At 70.2% G+C, this 14,719-nt stretch carries 15 protein-coding genes; 7 read left to right on the forward strand and 8 right to left on the reverse strand.

The window, feature by feature from the left end; all coding sequences use genetic code 11:
• Positions 1-94 precede the first annotated feature (94 nt).
• The 3 genes from FB559_RS14700 to FB559_RS14710 all read left to right on the forward strand — a co-directional run bounded on the left by FB559_RS14700 (position 95) and on the right by FB559_RS14710 (position 4,073).
• A complete protein-coding gene (locus FB559_RS14700) occupies positions 95-673 on the forward strand; it encodes an RNA polymerase sigma factor (protein ID WP_141956140.1) in 579 nt (192 codons plus the stop codon).
• A gap of 11 nt (positions 674-684) precedes the next feature.
• On the forward strand, positions 685-1,695 hold the full coding sequence (locus tag FB559_RS14705) for a hypothetical protein (RefSeq protein ID WP_141956141.1): 1,011 nt from the start codon (positions 685-687) through the stop codon (positions 1,693-1,695).
• A gap of 284 nt (positions 1,696-1,979) precedes the next feature.
• The gene (locus FB559_RS14710; RefSeq protein WP_342780936.1) at positions 1,980-4,073 is read left to right on the forward strand and encodes a terpene synthase family protein; all 2,094 of its coding nucleotides are present in this window, start codon (positions 1,980-1,982) and stop codon (positions 4,071-4,073) included.
• Positions 4,074-4,120: 47 nt separating this feature from the next.
• Here the strand turns inward: FB559_RS14710 and FB559_RS14715 are convergent, their stop codons facing one another.
• Complete coding sequence (locus FB559_RS14715; protein WP_141956143.1) at positions 4,121-5,083, reverse strand: D-2-hydroxyacid dehydrogenase family protein; 963 nt, start codon at positions 5,081-5,083, stop codon at positions 4,121-4,123.
• Between the two features lie 180 nt (positions 5,084-5,263).
• On the opposite strand from FB559_RS14715, the gene FB559_RS14720 reads away from it, so the two are divergent.
• Complete coding sequence (locus FB559_RS14720) at positions 5,264-6,034, forward strand: M48 family metalloprotease (protein ID WP_141956144.1); 771 nt, start codon at positions 5,264-5,266, stop codon at positions 6,032-6,034.
• Here FB559_RS14720 and FB559_RS14725 read toward each other — a convergent pair.
• The 4 genes from FB559_RS14725 to FB559_RS14740 all read right to left on the reverse strand — a co-directional run bounded on the left by FB559_RS14725 (position 6,018) and on the right by FB559_RS14740 (position 7,991).
• Complete coding sequence (locus tag FB559_RS14725; protein WP_246121602.1) at positions 6,018-6,740, reverse strand: adenylyltransferase/cytidyltransferase family protein; 723 nt, start codon at positions 6,738-6,740, stop codon at positions 6,018-6,020. The genes FB559_RS14720 and FB559_RS14725 overlap by 17 nt on opposite strands.
• Positions 6,741-6,804: 64 nt before the next feature.
• A complete protein-coding gene (locus FB559_RS44630) occupies positions 6,805-7,005 on the reverse strand; it encodes a nicotinamide mononucleotide transporter (RefSeq protein ID WP_221640028.1) in 201 nt (66 codons plus the stop codon).
• 30 nt (positions 7,006-7,035) lie between these two features.
• A complete protein-coding gene (locus FB559_RS14735; protein ID WP_141956145.1) occupies positions 7,036-7,179 on the reverse strand; it encodes a DUF397 domain-containing protein in 144 nt (47 codons plus the stop codon).
• On the reverse strand, positions 7,176-7,991 hold the full coding sequence (locus FB559_RS14740; RefSeq protein ID WP_185792211.1) for a helix-turn-helix domain-containing protein: 816 nt from the start codon (positions 7,989-7,991) through the stop codon (positions 7,176-7,178). The genes FB559_RS14735 and FB559_RS14740 overlap by 4 nt, the downstream gene beginning before the upstream one ends.
• Positions 7,992-8,040: 49 nt before the next feature.
• On the opposite strand from FB559_RS14740, the gene FB559_RS14745 reads away from it, so the two are divergent.
• The gene (locus tag FB559_RS14745; protein ID WP_141956147.1) at positions 8,041-9,093 is read left to right on the forward strand and encodes an MFS transporter; all 1,053 of its coding nucleotides are present in this window, start codon (positions 8,041-8,043) and stop codon (positions 9,091-9,093) included.
• Here the strand turns inward: FB559_RS14745 and FB559_RS14750 are convergent.
• A complete protein-coding gene (locus tag FB559_RS14750; protein WP_141956148.1) occupies positions 9,071-9,298 on the reverse strand; it encodes an SbtR family transcriptional regulator in 228 nt (75 codons plus the stop codon). The two genes, FB559_RS14745 and FB559_RS14750, sit on opposite strands and share 23 nt — an antisense overlap.
• Before the next feature lie 186 nt (positions 9,299-9,484).
• On the opposite strand from FB559_RS14750, the gene FB559_RS44635 reads away from it, so the two are divergent.
• Positions 9,485-10,063 (forward strand): hypothetical protein, encoded by a 579-nt coding sequence (locus tag FB559_RS44635; protein WP_221640029.1) that lies wholly within the window; start codon positions 9,485-9,487, stop codon positions 10,061-10,063.
• A 61-nt stretch (positions 10,064-10,124) separates the two neighbouring features.
• On the opposite strand, the gene FB559_RS14765 is transcribed toward FB559_RS44635, so the two are convergent.
• Positions 10,125-12,305 carry an MMPL family transporter gene (locus FB559_RS14765; protein WP_141956149.1) on the reverse strand — a complete coding sequence of 727 codons (2,181 nt, stop codon included), beginning with the start codon at positions 12,303-12,305 and terminating at the stop codon, positions 10,125-10,127.
• Between the two features lie 144 nt (positions 12,306-12,449).
• Positions 12,450-13,259: a PIG-L family deacetylase gene (locus FB559_RS14770; protein ID WP_246122468.1), complete on the reverse strand. Its 810-nt coding sequence runs from the start codon at positions 13,257-13,259 to the stop codon at positions 12,450-12,452.
• Between the two features lie 478 nt (positions 13,260-13,737).
• On the opposite strand from FB559_RS14770, the gene FB559_RS14775 reads away from it, so the two are divergent.
• Positions 13,738-14,712: a D-alanyl-D-alanine carboxypeptidase family protein gene (locus FB559_RS14775; RefSeq protein WP_141956151.1), complete on the forward strand. Its 975-nt coding sequence runs from the start codon at positions 13,738-13,740 to the stop codon at positions 14,710-14,712.
• Positions 14,713-14,719 lie beyond the last annotated feature (7 nt).

Raw genomic sequence — 14,719 nt, forward strand, 5'->3', positions numbered from 1 at the left:
AGTCTCCAGGAACAGGGCTCTGACCAGCACTGAACGCTTTGCCCCTCAGTTGGCAATTCCTAGATGTACGGCGATCCAGAACACGAGGAGGGCCATGACATCCGACCCGGATGATGCCGAGTTGATCGCCCGGTCGCTCGACAGCGATCAGGACGCCTTCGTCGAGGTGGTCCGGCGTCATGAGGCAGCGGTGGGGGCCTACCTCGCGCGGCGCGTCGGCCGGGATCTGGCCGAGGATTTGCTCGGCGAGGTATGGGTGGCGGCGCTCGGATCCCGGGCGACCTACGATCGATCGTTTCCCGACGCCCGCCCGTGGCTGTTCGGCGTGGCGCACAACACGCTCCGGCGGCACTGGCGATCCCGTCTGGCCGAGGAGCCGGTAGCGGACGTGACCGGCATGGAGTCCGGGTGGGATCCGTGGGGGGCCGTGGACGACCGCGTCGACGTCGAGTCGGTGCTGCGGCACGCCCTGGCGCTGCTCCGGCCGCAGCAGCGGGAGATCTTGACCCTGGTCGCCTGGGAGGACCTGACCGTCGCGGACGCGGGGCGCGCGATCGGCATACCGCCGGGAACAGCGCGTCGCCACCTGCACGAGGCGCGCATGGCACTGCGGAACGCGCCGGGAATGGTCGCGCTGCTGACCGATCAGAACACGATTAAAGAGGCCAACTGATGGTTGATGAGATGAACCTGCTGAGGGACCTGAAGGACACCGAGCCGGCACGGCCGCGCGCCTTCGAGGAGGCCAGGGCCGTGCTGCGGGCGGCGATGGCCGTGGAAGGAAAGCCGGAGACGAAATCTCGCCGGCGGGCTCCGTGGGGCATGCGCCGTACGGTGGGCGTCGGCGCCGCCGCTCTGGTCGCCGCGGCCGCCGCTGCGGCGCTGGTCGTCACGTCGGCATCGGCGCCCGGCAAGCCCCCCGTGAAGACGGCGGCGCCGGCAGCCGCGAACCCGATCCTGGCCAAGCTGGCCGCGAACATCACGCCACTGCGGGCCAAGGCCTCAGGCGACGCGACGCTGGAGATCCGCAACCAGTCGCCGACCAGCAGCAGCCTGGGCAGCAACGGCATCGGTCTGTACACCGACGACGGCACTTACTACTGGGGGAACGACAAGAAGGCCCTGAGGCGGGCCATCGCCCAGAAGAGCGGAGGTGACGACATCTTCAAGCGCGACATCGCGGTGGCGCTCTACGCCGTGAAGGGCGACATCGACACCGCGCGCGCACGCATGGCCGTTTCCAACCTCGCCCCGGGCACGAATCCGGCGGACGGGGAACGGGCCAAGACCGAAAAGCTCAAGGCTCTCGCCAAGGCGCGGGGCAAGAAGTACGTTCCGCCGAAGCCGCTGACCCCTGAGCAGCAGAAGCAGATCACCGACAACCACATCTGGACGAACGCCGTCGACGCGCTGATCGCCGCGCCGGAGAATCCCCAGGTACGGGCCGGCGTGCTCCGCATCATGGCGACGATGCCGAAGGTCAAGGTCACCAAGACCACCACGGCCGGACAGCCCACGCTCAAGCTGGTGGACAGTTGGTCCGCCACCGGAAAGATCACAGAAACGCTGGTCATCAACGCAGGCACGGGTCAGCCTGTCGCCTCGACCAGCAGCGGCTCAGATATGTCGCCCGCCACGGACTACTACCACAATTCCCGCGTGAGGCTCGCCGACGTCGCAGCCGGCAAGTTCTGACCTCCTAGCAGCGAGATCGTGCGGGCCGCCCGGTTGCCGGGCGGCCCGCATACCGCGCCGGCACCTCCGGATAGCAGCACGATCCCCTATTTGCGATATAGGACGCCATTAGGACTATCCGGCCGCCATTCATGATCCAGGTATTGTCCCGGTCTCCTCAGGGTAAGCACCTCCCCATGCAGCCATTCGTGATGCCGGACTTTTACATGCCATATCCCGCCCGAATCAACCCAAATATGGAGCGTTCGCGCGAGCACAGCACCGCCTGGGCCCGGAGGATGGGCATGCTCGACGCACCCAAGCCAGGTGGTGGTCTCATCTGGGACGAAACCGACCTGGCGCGCATGGACTACGGGCTGATGTGCGCCTACACGCACCCCGACTGCGACGGCCCGACGCTGGACCTGATCACCGACTGGTACGTCTGGGTGTTCTTCTTCGACGACCAGTTCCTCGAACAGTTCAAATACTCCCGCGACATAAGGGCCGCAAAGGCATATGTCGACCGCCTTGAGCTCTTTATGACCACAGACGAGACCCCGCCCGAGCCGGAGAACGCCGCCGAGGCCGGGCTCAAGGACCTGTGGGAACGCACGGTCCCGGCCATGTCCGACGAATGGCGCCGGCGGTTCACGATCAGCACCCACAACCTGATGGTCGAGTCGATGTGGGAGCTGGACAACATCGACCGGGGCCGGATCGCCAACCCGATCGAGTACGTCCAGATGCGGCGGCGGGTGGGCGGTGCCCCGTGGTCGGCCAACCTCGTGGAGTACGCGGCCGGTGCCGAGGTCCTCGGCCGGCTCGCCGGTACGCGGCCGATGCGGGTGCTGTCCGACACCTTCTCCGACGGCGTCCATCTGCGCAACGACCTGTTCTCCTACCAGCGCGAGGTCCAGGAGGAGGGCGAGAACTCCAACGCCGTGCTCGTCTTCGAGCGGTTCTTCGACTGTCCGACGCAGGACGCCGCCGAGCTGGTCAACGACCTGCTGACCTCCCGGCTGCAGCAGTTCGAGACCACCGCGCTGGCGGAGGTCCCCGGCCTGCTGGCCGAACGCGCCGCGTCAGCGGCGGAGCAGGCCGCGGTGGCGGCCTACGTCAAGGGACTGCAGGACTGGCAGTCCGGCGGACATCAGTGGCACGCGCGGTCCAGCCGGTACATGAACGGCGGCCTGGCGTCGGGGCCGACCGGCCTGGGCACTGCCGCCGCCACCCTCGCCATGGGCGTACGGCACCGGTCCCGTCAGCATTCTCATCGCCCGTTCGAGCCGGTCGGGCCGCTGCCGCTGCCCGAGCTGCACATGCCCTTCCCGATCCGTACGAGCCCGCACCTCGATCAGGCACGGGAGAACTCGGTCGGCTGGGCGCGGCGCATGGGCTTCTTCGACTCCGTGCCCGGCGTCGAGGCCGGCGGCATCTGGGACGAAAGGCGTTTCGTCGGCCTCGACCTCGCGCACTGCGCGTCGATGATCCATGCCGACGCGAGTCCCGAGCAGCTCGACCTGTCGACCGACTGGCTGTCCTGGGGGACGTACGGCGACGACTACTACCCGGTGGTGTTCGGGGCGACGCGTAACCTCCCGGCCGCCAAGGCCTGCGGCGACCGGCTTCCGGCGTTCATGCCCGTGGACGACGACGGGCTCGTCCCGGAGCCGGCGAACCCGCTCGAGCGCGGCCTGGCCGACCTGTGGCGGCGTACGGCCGGGTCGATGGCGCCGGACGCGCGGCGGCAGTTCCGCGCGGCGGTGGAGGACATGATCACCAGCTGGCTGTGGGAGCTGACGAACCAGGCGCTGGGCCGCGTCCCGGACCCGATCGACTACGTCGAGATGCGCCGTAAGACCTTCGGCGCGGACATGACGAGCAGCCTGTCCCGGCTCGCGCGCCCTGGCGACGTCCCGCCGGAGATCTACCGGACGCGGGTCATGCACGAACTCGACACCGCGGCGCAGGACTACGCCTGCTTCACCAACGACCTGTTCTCGTACCAAAAGGAGATCGAGTTCGAGGGCGAGAACCACAACCTCGTCCTGGTCATCGAGAACTTCCTGGGCGTCGACCGCCTGACCGCACGCGACATCACGGCCGAGCTGATGACGGCACGGATGCAGGAGTTCGAATACATCGTCGCGAACGACCTGCCGGCGATGTTCGCCGAGCTCGACCTGGACGAGGACGTCCGCGAGACCCTCACCCGCCACGCCGACGGCCTCAAGGACTGGATGGCCGGCGTCCTCGAATGGCACCGCAGGTGCGTCCGCTACACCGAGCCCGAGCTGCTGCGCCTCAGGGATGAGGCGACGGGATTCTCGTTCCTGCCGACCGGCCTGGGCACCTCGGCCGTACGGGTCCCGGCCCGCCACGAGCACCTGCCCTGACCGTTGCGGTCCGGCGCGTGCCCGCCCACGGCGCGGGCACGCCAGGCCTACGTGGCGTCCAGCGTGCGGATGGGCGAGCCGTCCAGGAAGGCGGCGATGTCCTCGACCGCGTCCGCGTAGAAGATCCGGTAGGTCTGCTCGGTCACGTACCCCATGTGCGGAGACAGGAGCGTACGCGGCGAGCCGCGCAGCCAGTGGTCCGCCGGAAGCGGCTCGACGTCGAACACGTCCAGCCCGGCCCCCGCGATCCAGCCCTCCTCCAGTGCCTTCCGCAGGGCGTCCTGGTCGACCAGCCCGGCGCGCGACGTGTTGACCAGGAACGCGCTCGGCTTCATCGAGCGCAGGTCGGCCTCGCCCACCAGGCCCCGGCTTCGGTCGCTGAGCACCAGGTGCAGCGTCACGATGTCCGCCGAGCCGAACACCTCGGCCCTGGTCGCCAGGCTCACGCCGTGCTCGGCGGCGCGCTCCGGCGTCAGGTTCGGGCTCCACGCGATGACGTTCATGCCGAACGCCCGGCCCACCCCGGCCACGCGCGAGCCCAGCCTGCCGAGCCCCACGACGCCCAGGGTGCGGCCGTCCAGATCGAGGCCGACGGCCTCCTGCCACCGGCCCGCACGGATCCGGGCGTCATCTGCCGCGACGCTTCGCACCAGGCCGAGGATGAGGGCCCAGGTGAGCTCGGCCGTGGTCCCGGCGCTTCCCCGGGTGCCCGCGACCACGACATCGCGTTCCCGCGCCGCGGCCACGTCGACCGACACGTTGCGCATGCCCGTCGTGACCAGCAGCCGCAACCTCGGCAGCCGCGCGAGGACCTCCCGGGGGAACGGCGTACGTTCGCGCATCGCGACGACCACGTCGAAGGGCTCGAGCACGGTCACGAGCGCGTCCTGATCCGCGATGTGGTCGGGGAAGAAGCGCACGTCGGCGCCGGGCAGGCGGCCCGCCCAGTCCGCCATCGAGGCGGCGACCTTCTGATAGTCGTCCAGGACCGCGACGCGGACACCGCTCATGTGCTCTCCTCCGCCAGGTGGTGCGCCCGCCGGACGGCCGGGCGACGGACACTACGAGGGTAGGAGGGTCCGTGCCGGTTCGGCCGCGCGGGGCACCGCCCCCGACCGGTCACCTGGTCGTCGCCGGTGCCGCGTGGATCTCTCGCCGAAGACCGCGTCCCGACCGGCTACGCTGCGCGGATGCTCACCGGCGAAGGCCTGGACGCGCTCGGCATCACGGCCGCGCCGTACCGGATGCCCGGCCGTGGACGCCGGCTCGCCTGGTGCTGGGGTTCGTTCGCCGTGTCGGTCGCCGTCGTGACGGCCGTCGTGGCAGCCGGGCGGTCCACCGGCGCCCTGTTCGTCGAGCCGCTCGCCCAGCTCGTCCTGTTCGCGGTGCTGCCGGTCGTCCGCCGGGTGCGGCTGGCCGGTCTGCTGGCCGACGACAGGTACCGGACCGTCACGGCTCCGGCCGTCACCACGGCGATACTCCGGGCGGCCGGCCCGAGCGGAGTGCGTGAGGTGACGGTGCGCGTCGGCCAGGTCGGCGGTTTCAGCCGCTGCTTCCGTGCCGGGGGCCGCGCCGTCCTCCTGGTGCACGAACGTCTTCCCTCGGTGCCGGAGGCCGCGCGGTTCCTCCTCGCGCATGAGGCCGCTCACCTGGCCCGTTACGACGGCTTCCGGCGGCCGGCCGCCTTCATGACCACGCTCGTCTGCCTGTACGGCCTCGGCGAGGTCTGGCCGCCCGCGCTGATCCCGGGCTCGGTCGCGGTCGTCCTGGCCCTCGCCGTGGTCAACCGGTCGGGCGAGCTGGACTGCGACCGGCTGGCCCTGCACTGGGTCGGCCTCGCACCGGCCGAACGCGCCTTCGCGCTGGCCCAGCGAGTGCCCCGCACCCCGGTACGGTCCCTGCTCACCCACCCCTCGCCGGAACGCCGCCTCGCCGCCTGCCGCGCTAACGCGGGTAGGTGAAGGTCCAGCCCGCCGCGATGAGGGCGTCGATCGCCTCGGTGGCCTCGTACAGGCGTTCGGCGTGCGGGCCGGTGACGACGACGTGCGGCAGGCGGCGTCGCTCCAGCTCCTCGGCGAACCGTGCCGACATCGCGTAGTGGCTCGCGAGGGCGCGGGCGAGCGTCGTGGTGCCCGAGGACTCCGCGCCGACCACGACCACCCGCCGGGCCAGGTGCGCGCGTACGGCCGGGGACAGCCACTCCCAGCGGGCCACCGGGTCCGCGCATACGGCGGTGCCGCTGACGGGGAAGCGCTCGCGCGCCGGGTCACCCGGCACATGAACGGCGTCCAGCCGGCCGGCGAGCTCCGGGCCGTACTCCTCGGAGTTGAACACCACGTCGACCGGGCCTCCCGCGGCCGCCCGGAACACCGCGACGTGCGCCGCCCAGGTGGTGTCGGAGTCGTAGTCGACCGGGATGTCGTCGACCACCGCGACGATCTCGACGTGCGGCTGCGAGTGGCGTTCGCGCAGCCAAGCGGCGCGCAGCACGATCGGGATGCTCTCCAGAGGCGAGACGGCGACCACGACGGTCAGCCGCTCGCACGCCGCCGCGGCGGTGTCGATCAGGTGATGATGGCCGGCGTGCGGCGGGTAGAACTTGCCAACGACCAGGCCGTGGCTCACGTCGCCGCCGGTACGGACGTCGCGGCCTGCGGCGCTGCCCACGCGCGCCGCCAGGCGACCAGCCCGGCCACGCACAATGCCAGGAACAGGACGTAGAGCCCGCTCGTCAGGTAGAGGTGCTTGTAGGCGCCACGGCCAGCCCGAACCACTCGGTACGGGAGGTGCGCTGGATGACCAGCTCGGTACGGCCCCGGCCGCCGTACAGCCACTGCCACCAGCCCCACGCCTGGAGCACGACGTAGACCGCCTGCAGGCCCGCGTCGGCGTACAGGCCGCCGTCCACGAAGATCAGACCGAACAGGATCACATTGGCGATGCCGATGGGCTGCCCCAGAAGCTACTTGGTGACGGTGACCTCGACGCATTCGCCGCCGTTGCTGCCGGAGTGAGGGCTCTTACGCCACGTGAGGCTCAGCTCGACGCACTGGCCGCCGTTGCTGCCGGAGCGGCTGCTCTTGCGCCACCCGTCGTAGGTGTTCATGCCTGCTCCCGAGTTCGCCGGATCACTTCCAAGGATGCCGCAGCGGTCTCGGTCACCAAATGCAGCGCCTGGTAGGCGGCGAACCAGTTGTGGACGAGTTCCGGCCTTTCCTGGAAGTGCCCCCTCTCGTGGTCTTCGGTGTAGGCGACGTCCGGCTCATCAAGAAAGCTCAGAATGGTGAAACCGCATGTCAGCCCCGCATGTGCACCGGTCGACAGCGGGATGACCTGAACGGTGATGCCCGGACGCTGGGCCGCCTCCAATAGGGCGTCGAGTTGCCCTCGGTGTACCTCGGACCCGCCGACCGGGCGTAAGAGCGCGGTCTCGTCGATGACCAGCCACAGGGTTGGCGGGTCGTCGCGCACGAGGATCTCCTGGCGCGCGATCCGGCCGGCGAGGAGGCTCTCGATGACCTCCGGCCGCGCGCTCGGGCGGCCCGCCGCGATCAGGGCACGCGCGTAGTCCGGGGTCTGCAGCAGGCCGGGCACGACGAGCGCGTCGTACTCACGGATCATGGTCGCCCGGTTCTCCGCGTCGGTGAAGCGCTCGAAGGAGAGGACGGGGTGTGGCTCCTCGTACTTGATCAGGTCGAAGATGTCGAGGAGGACCTTCTCCGGGAGGCCGAGCACCTTTTCCAGCTCGATCACCGTCTGCTTCTGCGGGCAGAGGATGGCGTTCTCCAGATTGCTGAGCCATCCGTTGCTGTAGTTGACCAGTCCGGCGAGGTACTCCTGAGTCATCCCGGCAGCCTCCCGGTGCCGCCGGATCGCCGCACCGAGGGTCCGGAGCGAGGGGCTGATGGGCTTGTTCATGGAAGGCATTATGTAACGTGATCGGACATGCACCCTCGGTAATCGTCAGATGAAGGCGCTGCTCTGGGTCCGGGTGCTCAACGAGGTCGGCGCGTTCGCGCTGGCGTTCCTGGCGGTGGTGGCCGGCCCGCACCTGGTCACGGCGGCGCTGACGGTGTTCGGGGTCGCGGCGCTGGCCTCGCGCTGGGCGGGCGGCGTGCTCCTGGACCGTCTGCGGCCACCAACGCTCGTCGTCGGGGGCCTGACCGCGACCGGCCTCGCGTTGCTCGCGCTCGCCGCCGCCCGTACTCCCTGGCAGATTCTCGCCGCGATCGCCGCGACGGGCCTGGCCTTCGAGCTGTACGAGCCGGCCACGAGCGAGATCCTCGCCCGTGCGACCGAGGGCGACCGACGACGCGACGCGTACGCCCTGCTCGGCGCGTCACTCACCGCCGCCGGCGCGGTCTCGGGTCTGCTGGCCGCCGTTCTGCTGCCGTTCGGGGTCCGCTGGCTGCTGGTCGCCGACGCCGCCACCTGCCTGGCCGCCGCGGTCGTCGCCCAGGCGTTCCTGCCGCCGCAGGAGGCTCCGGTGCGGAGGAAGGGCCGCTGGCGGCCTCCGACCCTTCTGATCCGCCTGACCGGCGCGGCCACGGCGTACGCCGTCGGTTACCTGGCCATCCTGATGTTCATGCCGTTCGTGCTGCTCCAGCGCGGCGCCCCCGCGTGGCTCCCCGGCCTCACGCTCGCCACCGCCGCGCTCCTGGCTCCCGCCGCCCGGCGGCCGCTGTCCGGCCACCCGCGGGCGATGCTCCTGCTCACCTGCGCCCTCGCCCTGGCGATGGGCCTCGCACGGGACGTCCCGTTGACCGTGGCCGCCTACCTGGCCTGGGCGATGGCGGGCAGCGCCCTCCTGGGCCACTGGCCGGCGCTGGCCGCGGATCTGGCGCCGCCAGCCGACCGGCCGCGCTGGTTCGCGTTCCTCGGCCTGTCCTGGGGAATCGCCCAACCGGCCGTACCCGGCATCGTCGGCCTGGTCGCCGCGGTGAGCGGGCGCGCCTCGGCCGCTCCGCTGGCCGCCGCCATGGCGTTCGTGGTCGCGGTCAGCGCGGGCGCAGCCCGGTGAACACGATCGCGAGGGTGCGTTCGCGCAGGTCGTGATCCCAGCCGCCCTGCAGTGCGCCCTGACACGTGGCGCCCAGCAGTGCCATCACCTCGTCGAGCCGTACGTCCTCGCGTACGGCGCCGGCCTCCTGCGATCGGTGCAGTAGCGCGGCGATCTGCTGCTGGAGCGGCCTTACGGCATCGCCATCGAGAGGTCGACTGGTCACGACTTCGACCTGCTCGCGGACGACGCCGTCATCGAGATGCCCTTCGCACCGCCCGGCCGGCCGTCACGCTTCGAGGGGCGCGCGTAGTTCCTGGTCTTCGCCGAACCCGAGCGGGAGGACTTCCCCGTACGGTTCGAGGACTGAAACCGCTGGCCGGACCGGGCCGCGATGCCGGACGATCTCCTCATGGCCGACACGGACGAAACGGGCGGGCGGCACCTCGACCGGGGCCGTCCGCTGGAGCTCTACACGGACCCCATGTACGTCGTGTGCCCGAAATGCGAGTCCCGGGCGGTGAGCGTCCCCCGGCCGGGCCTGCCCGAGCTGCGGTATTACAGCGAGTCGCGCTTCCGTCCCCGGCGCCTGACCTGCGGCGCCTGCGGAGCGACCCGCGACTGGACCGCCGCGCGCGAGGGCAACGCCCTGGTCGGCGTGCGGCTGGGCGGCCCGGACGACCCGTTCTTCGGCCTGCCGCTGTGGCTACAGACCCCGTGCCGCGGTGAGGTCCTGTGGGCGTACAACGAGCGCCACCTCGACGCCCTGGAGGCGCACGTGGCGGCGACCCTGCGCGAGCACGTCAGGCCGATGGGCATGCTCGGCCGCCTGCCGGCCTGGATCAAGGCCGCGGGCAACCGGGAGGACGTCCTGAAGGCCATCGGACGCCTGCGCGCCCAGCACGCCGACCCGGGCGAACGGCCCGCCGCCGCGTACGGTCACGAGACACCGCGCCGTACGGCCGACCTGTACTTCCGTGAGCCGTACTGACCGGCGAAAGGCGAAGGCCCGCCCGGCCCCCGATGGGACGGACGGGCCTTCGGCCCTCAGGTCAGCGTTCGGCGGGGATGTAGGTGGGCTCCGGCGCACTCACCGGGCGGGGCAGCGCCGCCTCCTCGCCGTGGGAGACCTTCGGCAGCCAGCCCAGCCAGCGCGGGAGGTACCAGTTGCGGTCGCCCAGCAGCGTCATCACCGACGGGAGCAGTACGGCGCGGACGATCGTGGCGTCCAGCAGGATCGCGACCGACAGGCCGACGCCCATCTGCTTGAAGTCCTGCATCGACAGCGTGCCGAAGATGGCGAAGACCGCGACCATGATCGCCGCCGCGCTCGTCACCGCGCCCGCGGTCGAGCGGATGCCCGAGGCGACCGCCTCCGTGGTCGGGACGCCGCGGTCGTGCGCCTCGCGAATGCGGGACACGACGAACACGTGGTAGTCCATCGACAGGCCGAACAGCACCACGAAGACGAACAGCGGCAGCCAGGCCTCGATCGCGCCCACACCGTGAGTGGCGACCAGGCTCGCGCCCCAGCCGTGCTGGAACATCGCCACCATCACGCCGTACGCGGCGCCGACCGACAGCAGGTTCAGCGCGATCGCGGTCAGGGCGATGGGCACCGAGCGGAACGAGAACAGCATCAGCAGGAACGTGATGCCGAGCACGAACAGGAAGACCGGCACGATGCTGCTGCCGAGCTGGTCGTTCCAGTCGTTGGAGAAGGCGAGGCTGCCGGAGACGTGCGCCTCGGCGACCTTGCCGAACGCGTCCGGCACGAGCGTGCCGCGCAGCGTCTTCAGGGCGTGCTGGGAGGTGGCGTCCGACCCGCTGCCGGTCAGCGGCACGCTGATCACGGCCACGTCAGGTCCCGGATAGACCGCGGCGTGGGTCTGGCCGAACTCACCGCTCGTACGCGCCGAGGACTCGAAGGACGTGATCGCCGACTGGACGGCGGGCGCCTTGATGTCGGCCGCCTTGACCACGACCCGCGCCGGGTCGGGGCCGCCGGGGAACGCCTTGGCGATGTGCTCGTAGGACTGGATCAGCGGGACGTCGCGAGGAAGCTGCTGCTCGATGCTGAGCTTTTCGGTGTGCATGCCGAGCGCGGGCGCGGCCAGCACGATGAGGGCGCCGGCGGCGATCGTCGCGGAGATGCCCGGGTGGCGGAGCACCGGGCGGAGGATTCGGTCCCAGAACCGGCCCGTCGAGCGCTTGCGGCGCAGGAACGGGATGCGGCCGAACTCCACCTTGTCGCCGAGCAGCGACAGCAGGGCGGGCAGCACGGTCACCGAGCCGATGACGGCGATCATCACGACGAGGATCGTGGCAACCGCGAAACCCTTGAACAGCAGCATGCCGGACAGGAACATGCCCGCCATGGCCACCATCACGGTCAATCCGGACACCAGCACCGAACGGCCGGAGGTCGCCGCGGCGATCCGCAGGGCGGTCTCCTTGTCATGGCCCGCGGCGCGTTCCTCCCTCTCACGGCGCAGGTAGAACAGGCAGTAGTCGACGCCGACCGCCAGACCCATGAGCAGCATCACCGAGTTGGCCGCGCTGTCCATGTGCAGGCCATGACTGACGACCGCGAGCAGGCCGTTGGCGGCGAGGAAGGCTGTCAACGCGATGAAGACGGGGACCACCGCGGCGAGCAGCGCTGCGAAGGCGACGAGCAGGATGCCCAGGGCCAGCGGCACGGCGGTCATCTCGGCGCGCGAGAAGTCCTTGCCCATCGTCTGGTCGAACCAGTGCTCGCCGCTGGCGTCACCGAACTCCTCGATGCGCACCTCAGGATGCTTAGGCTTGACCGCGGACACCGCGTTCACGACCGGGGTGACCCGGTCCGCCGCCGTGTCCGGATCTCCGCTCATGTCGAACTGGATCAACGCGTCGTGGCCGTCACGGGAGACGATCGGCTCGCGGATCCCCGTCGCCTGCCCGGTGGAGCGTACGGCCTGGGTGACGTCCGGCAGGGCGGCGCGGAAGCCGTTGACGGCCGCGCTGTGCACGAGCACCATCTCCGAGGCCGGGCTCTTGATGCCCGCGTCGGAGACGATGCGCTCGGCGCGTCCGGAGTCGCCGGTGCCCTCCTCGCCGTCGGTCAGCTGTTTCTGGCCGACCATGCCGCCGATCAGAACGGCGGCCACGACGAACATCAGCCAGCCGAGTATCGCGGTCTTTCTGTGCCGCGCACTCCAGCCGCCGAGCCTGGCGGCGATGTTGGGTTTCATCAGCTTCTCCTTGATAAATGAGCTGCTGATGACGCTAGGAACTTTGGCCTGGCGATCCCATCCGGGCGGCACCCGAGTGGTCCGGGGGGCTGACACACCCGCGATGGTGGTGCTGGCTCCACCATCGGGGGGAAGGGCGGCGCGTCAGCGCAGGCCGGCGAACAGATCGTCCTCCTCGTCCGGGACCGCGACGTCGCTCCGCACGCGTACGAAGGACTCCGAGCCGAACACCATCCGCTGGATTTCGTCCGACATTCGCAGGAAGGAGATGCTGTCGCCCTGGCTGGCGTGCGCCTCGAGGGCCTTGCTCTTGCGCTCGGCGTAGGGCGTGACGTCCACGACCGTCGTGATCAGCTCATCCGGGGTGCCGAAGTCCTCCGGCGGCATTTCCCCCTCGCCGAACTCCTGCCCGGCCTCGCGCAGCCGCTCCATCAGCTCGCGGAACTGCGACCGTGAGACCGCGGTGTAGTAGAACTTTTTCGGAATGCCGCGCTTGTCATGCAGGTTCTGTGACGCCGCGACCGCGATGCGGTGCGCCTGGATGTGGTCCGGGTGGCCGTACGCGCCGTTCTCGTCATAGGTGACCACGACCTGCGGACGGTATTTCTCCATGAGTACGCCGAGGCGCGCGGCCGCCTCCTCGACGCGGACGTTGGCGAAGACGTCGTCGCGGCCGTTGGCGTCCCAGCCGGCCATCCCGGAGTCGCGGTACCCGAGCAGCTCGACATGCTCGATGCCCAGGTGGGCGACGGAGTCGCGCAGCTCGGCGAGGCGCCGCTCGCGTACCGCCGTCTCGTCGTGGCCGGGCTCGCCCGGCTTCACCCCGTCCGGCCCGTCACCCTGCTCGCCGTTCGTACAGGTGACCAGGACGGTGCGAATCCCCTCCTCGGCGTAGCGCGCGAAGATCCCGCCCGTGCCCAGTACCTCGTCGTCAGGATGAGCATGCACGGCCATGATTGTGAGTTCGGAGTCCATGCCCCCAGCATGCCGTGCACCCCCGACAGGCCGGTCAGCGGGAACGGCGGCGGCGGCGCTTCCAGATCGCCGCACACTCCGCGCAGGTGTCGGGCGGGGGTGAGGCGGAGGACTCTCCGCGTACGGTCATCACCGCACCGCAGTAGGCCACAACGGTCGAACCCACCGGCCGGGCAGGCGGAGGGTAACCGTGTGTGACCTCCTCCGTGCCTTCACCGGCCTGCCGGGGAACTGACTCGGTCGAGGACTGCGACGCCACCCCTCAACGGTAAGCCACCGGAAGCCGGGCCGGTCCAGAACCCTCAATGGCCGCACGCCGCAATGAGCTCGTGGTTCGCCGCGAGGCCGCACGCGGGCGCGCTGTCCGGGTCCGGCATGTGCCCGGCGCGCCAGGTTGCCGGGAAATGGGCGGCCTGTCAGCATGCACTGATATTCCCCCCGAATAACTGGAGAACTCATGCGACTCAGCGCTCGTCTGATCGCCGCCGGAGCCGTCGCGGGCCTGCTGGGTGCCATCCCGGTCGCCGCGAGCGCCGCAGGCCCCGCTCAGACGAGGCTAGCGGCGCGTACGACACCCGCCGGCCCGGCGACCGCGTCGATCTCCAAGGCCGCCTCGGCGCCATCCGGAATCGCCGCAAAGGGCACGTACCTGTACGACGCGGACACCGCCAAGAAACTGTGGGGCGTGGCGACGACCACGCAGCGGCCGATCGGCAGCATCACCAAGATGATGACCGCGGTCATCGTGCTCCGCGCGGGCGACCTGGACCAGACGGTCACCGTCAAGAAGTCCTGGGTCGCCCACGTGACCAACAACGACGCGAGCAGTGCCGGCCTCAAGACCGGCGACAAGGTAACCGTACGTGACCTGCTGAACGCCATGCTGCTGCCGTCGGGCTGCGACGCCGCGTACGCCCTGGGCGACATCTACGGGCCGGGCCAGACCAAGTTCGTCGCGAAGATGAACAAGGAGGCCGCCGCGCTCAAGATGACCTCCACGCACTACCTGAACGTCGACGGGCTGCCCACCTCCTCCAAGGCGGAGGGCCACTCCACCCCGCGCGACCTGGTCCTGCTCGCCCGGTACGCCATGACCAGCACGAACTTCCAGGCGATCGTGAAGCGCCAGTCCTACTCCCTGGCCAAGACCAGCGGCCACGCCGCGTACAGCTGGGCCAACACGAACCTCCTGCTGGGCTCCTACGGCGGGGCGGTCGGCATCAAGACGGGCCACACGAACGCCGCCGGGTACTCCCTGGTCTTCACCGCCACCAAGAACGGGCGCACGCTCATCGGCGTGGAGCTGAACAGCACGACCACGGACACGAACCGCAGGTTCAAGGACGCCGCGAAGATCCTCGACTGGGGCTTCGGGACCAAGACGACCATGCTCCGTATGAGGTCCCTGCCCGCGGGTCAGTCCACGGACTGACATGCTT

The organism is Actinoallomurus bryophytorum, assembly GCF_006716425.1.
GTDB lineage: Bacteria > Actinomycetota > Actinomycetes > Streptosporangiales > Streptosporangiaceae > Actinoallomurus > Actinoallomurus bryophytorum.

What these genes read in the sequence shown, in the direction of transcription:
- FB559_RS14745 (WP_141956147.1), top strand. Translation starts at nt 8,041, where the DNA reads ATGAAGGCGCTGCTCTGGGTCCGGGTGCTCAACGAGGTCGGCGCGTTC.
- FB559_RS14740 (WP_185792211.1), bottom strand. Translation starts at nt 7,991, where the DNA reads ATGAACAAGCCCATCAGCCCCTCGCTCCGGACCCTCGGTGCGGCGATC.
- FB559_RS14705 (WP_141956141.1), top strand. Translation starts at nt 685, where the DNA reads ATGAACCTGCTGAGGGACCTGAAGGACACCGAGCCGGCACGGCCGCGC.
- FB559_RS44635 (WP_221640029.1), top strand. Translation starts at nt 9,485, where the DNA reads ATGGCCGACACGGACGAAACGGGCGGGCGGCACCTCGACCGGGGCCGT.
- FB559_RS14770 (WP_246122468.1), bottom strand. Translation starts at nt 13,259, where the DNA reads ATGGCCGTGCATGCTCATCCTGACGACGAGGTACTGGGCACGGGCGGG.
- FB559_RS14700 (WP_141956140.1), top strand. Translation starts at nt 95, where the DNA reads ATGACATCCGACCCGGATGATGCCGAGTTGATCGCCCGGTCGCTCGAC.
- FB559_RS14710 (WP_342780936.1), top strand. Translation starts at nt 1,980, where the DNA reads ATGCTCGACGCACCCAAGCCAGGTGGTGGTCTCATCTGGGACGAAACC.
- FB559_RS14715 (WP_141956143.1), bottom strand. Translation starts at nt 5,083, where the DNA reads ATGAGCGGTGTCCGCGTCGCGGTCCTGGACGACTATCAGAAGGTCGCC.
- FB559_RS14735 (WP_141956145.1), bottom strand. Translation starts at nt 7,179, where the DNA reads ATGAACACCTACGACGGGTGGCGCAAGAGCAGCCGCTCCGGCAGCAAC.
- FB559_RS14720 (WP_141956144.1), top strand. Translation starts at nt 5,264, where the DNA reads ATGCTCACCGGCGAAGGCCTGGACGCGCTCGGCATCACGGCCGCGCCG.
- FB559_RS14765 (WP_141956149.1), bottom strand. Translation starts at nt 12,305, where the DNA reads ATGAAACCCAACATCGCCGCCAGGCTCGGCGGCTGGAGTGCGCGGCAC.
- FB559_RS14775 (WP_141956151.1), top strand. Translation starts at nt 13,738, where the DNA reads ATGCGACTCAGCGCTCGTCTGATCGCCGCCGGAGCCGTCGCGGGCCTG.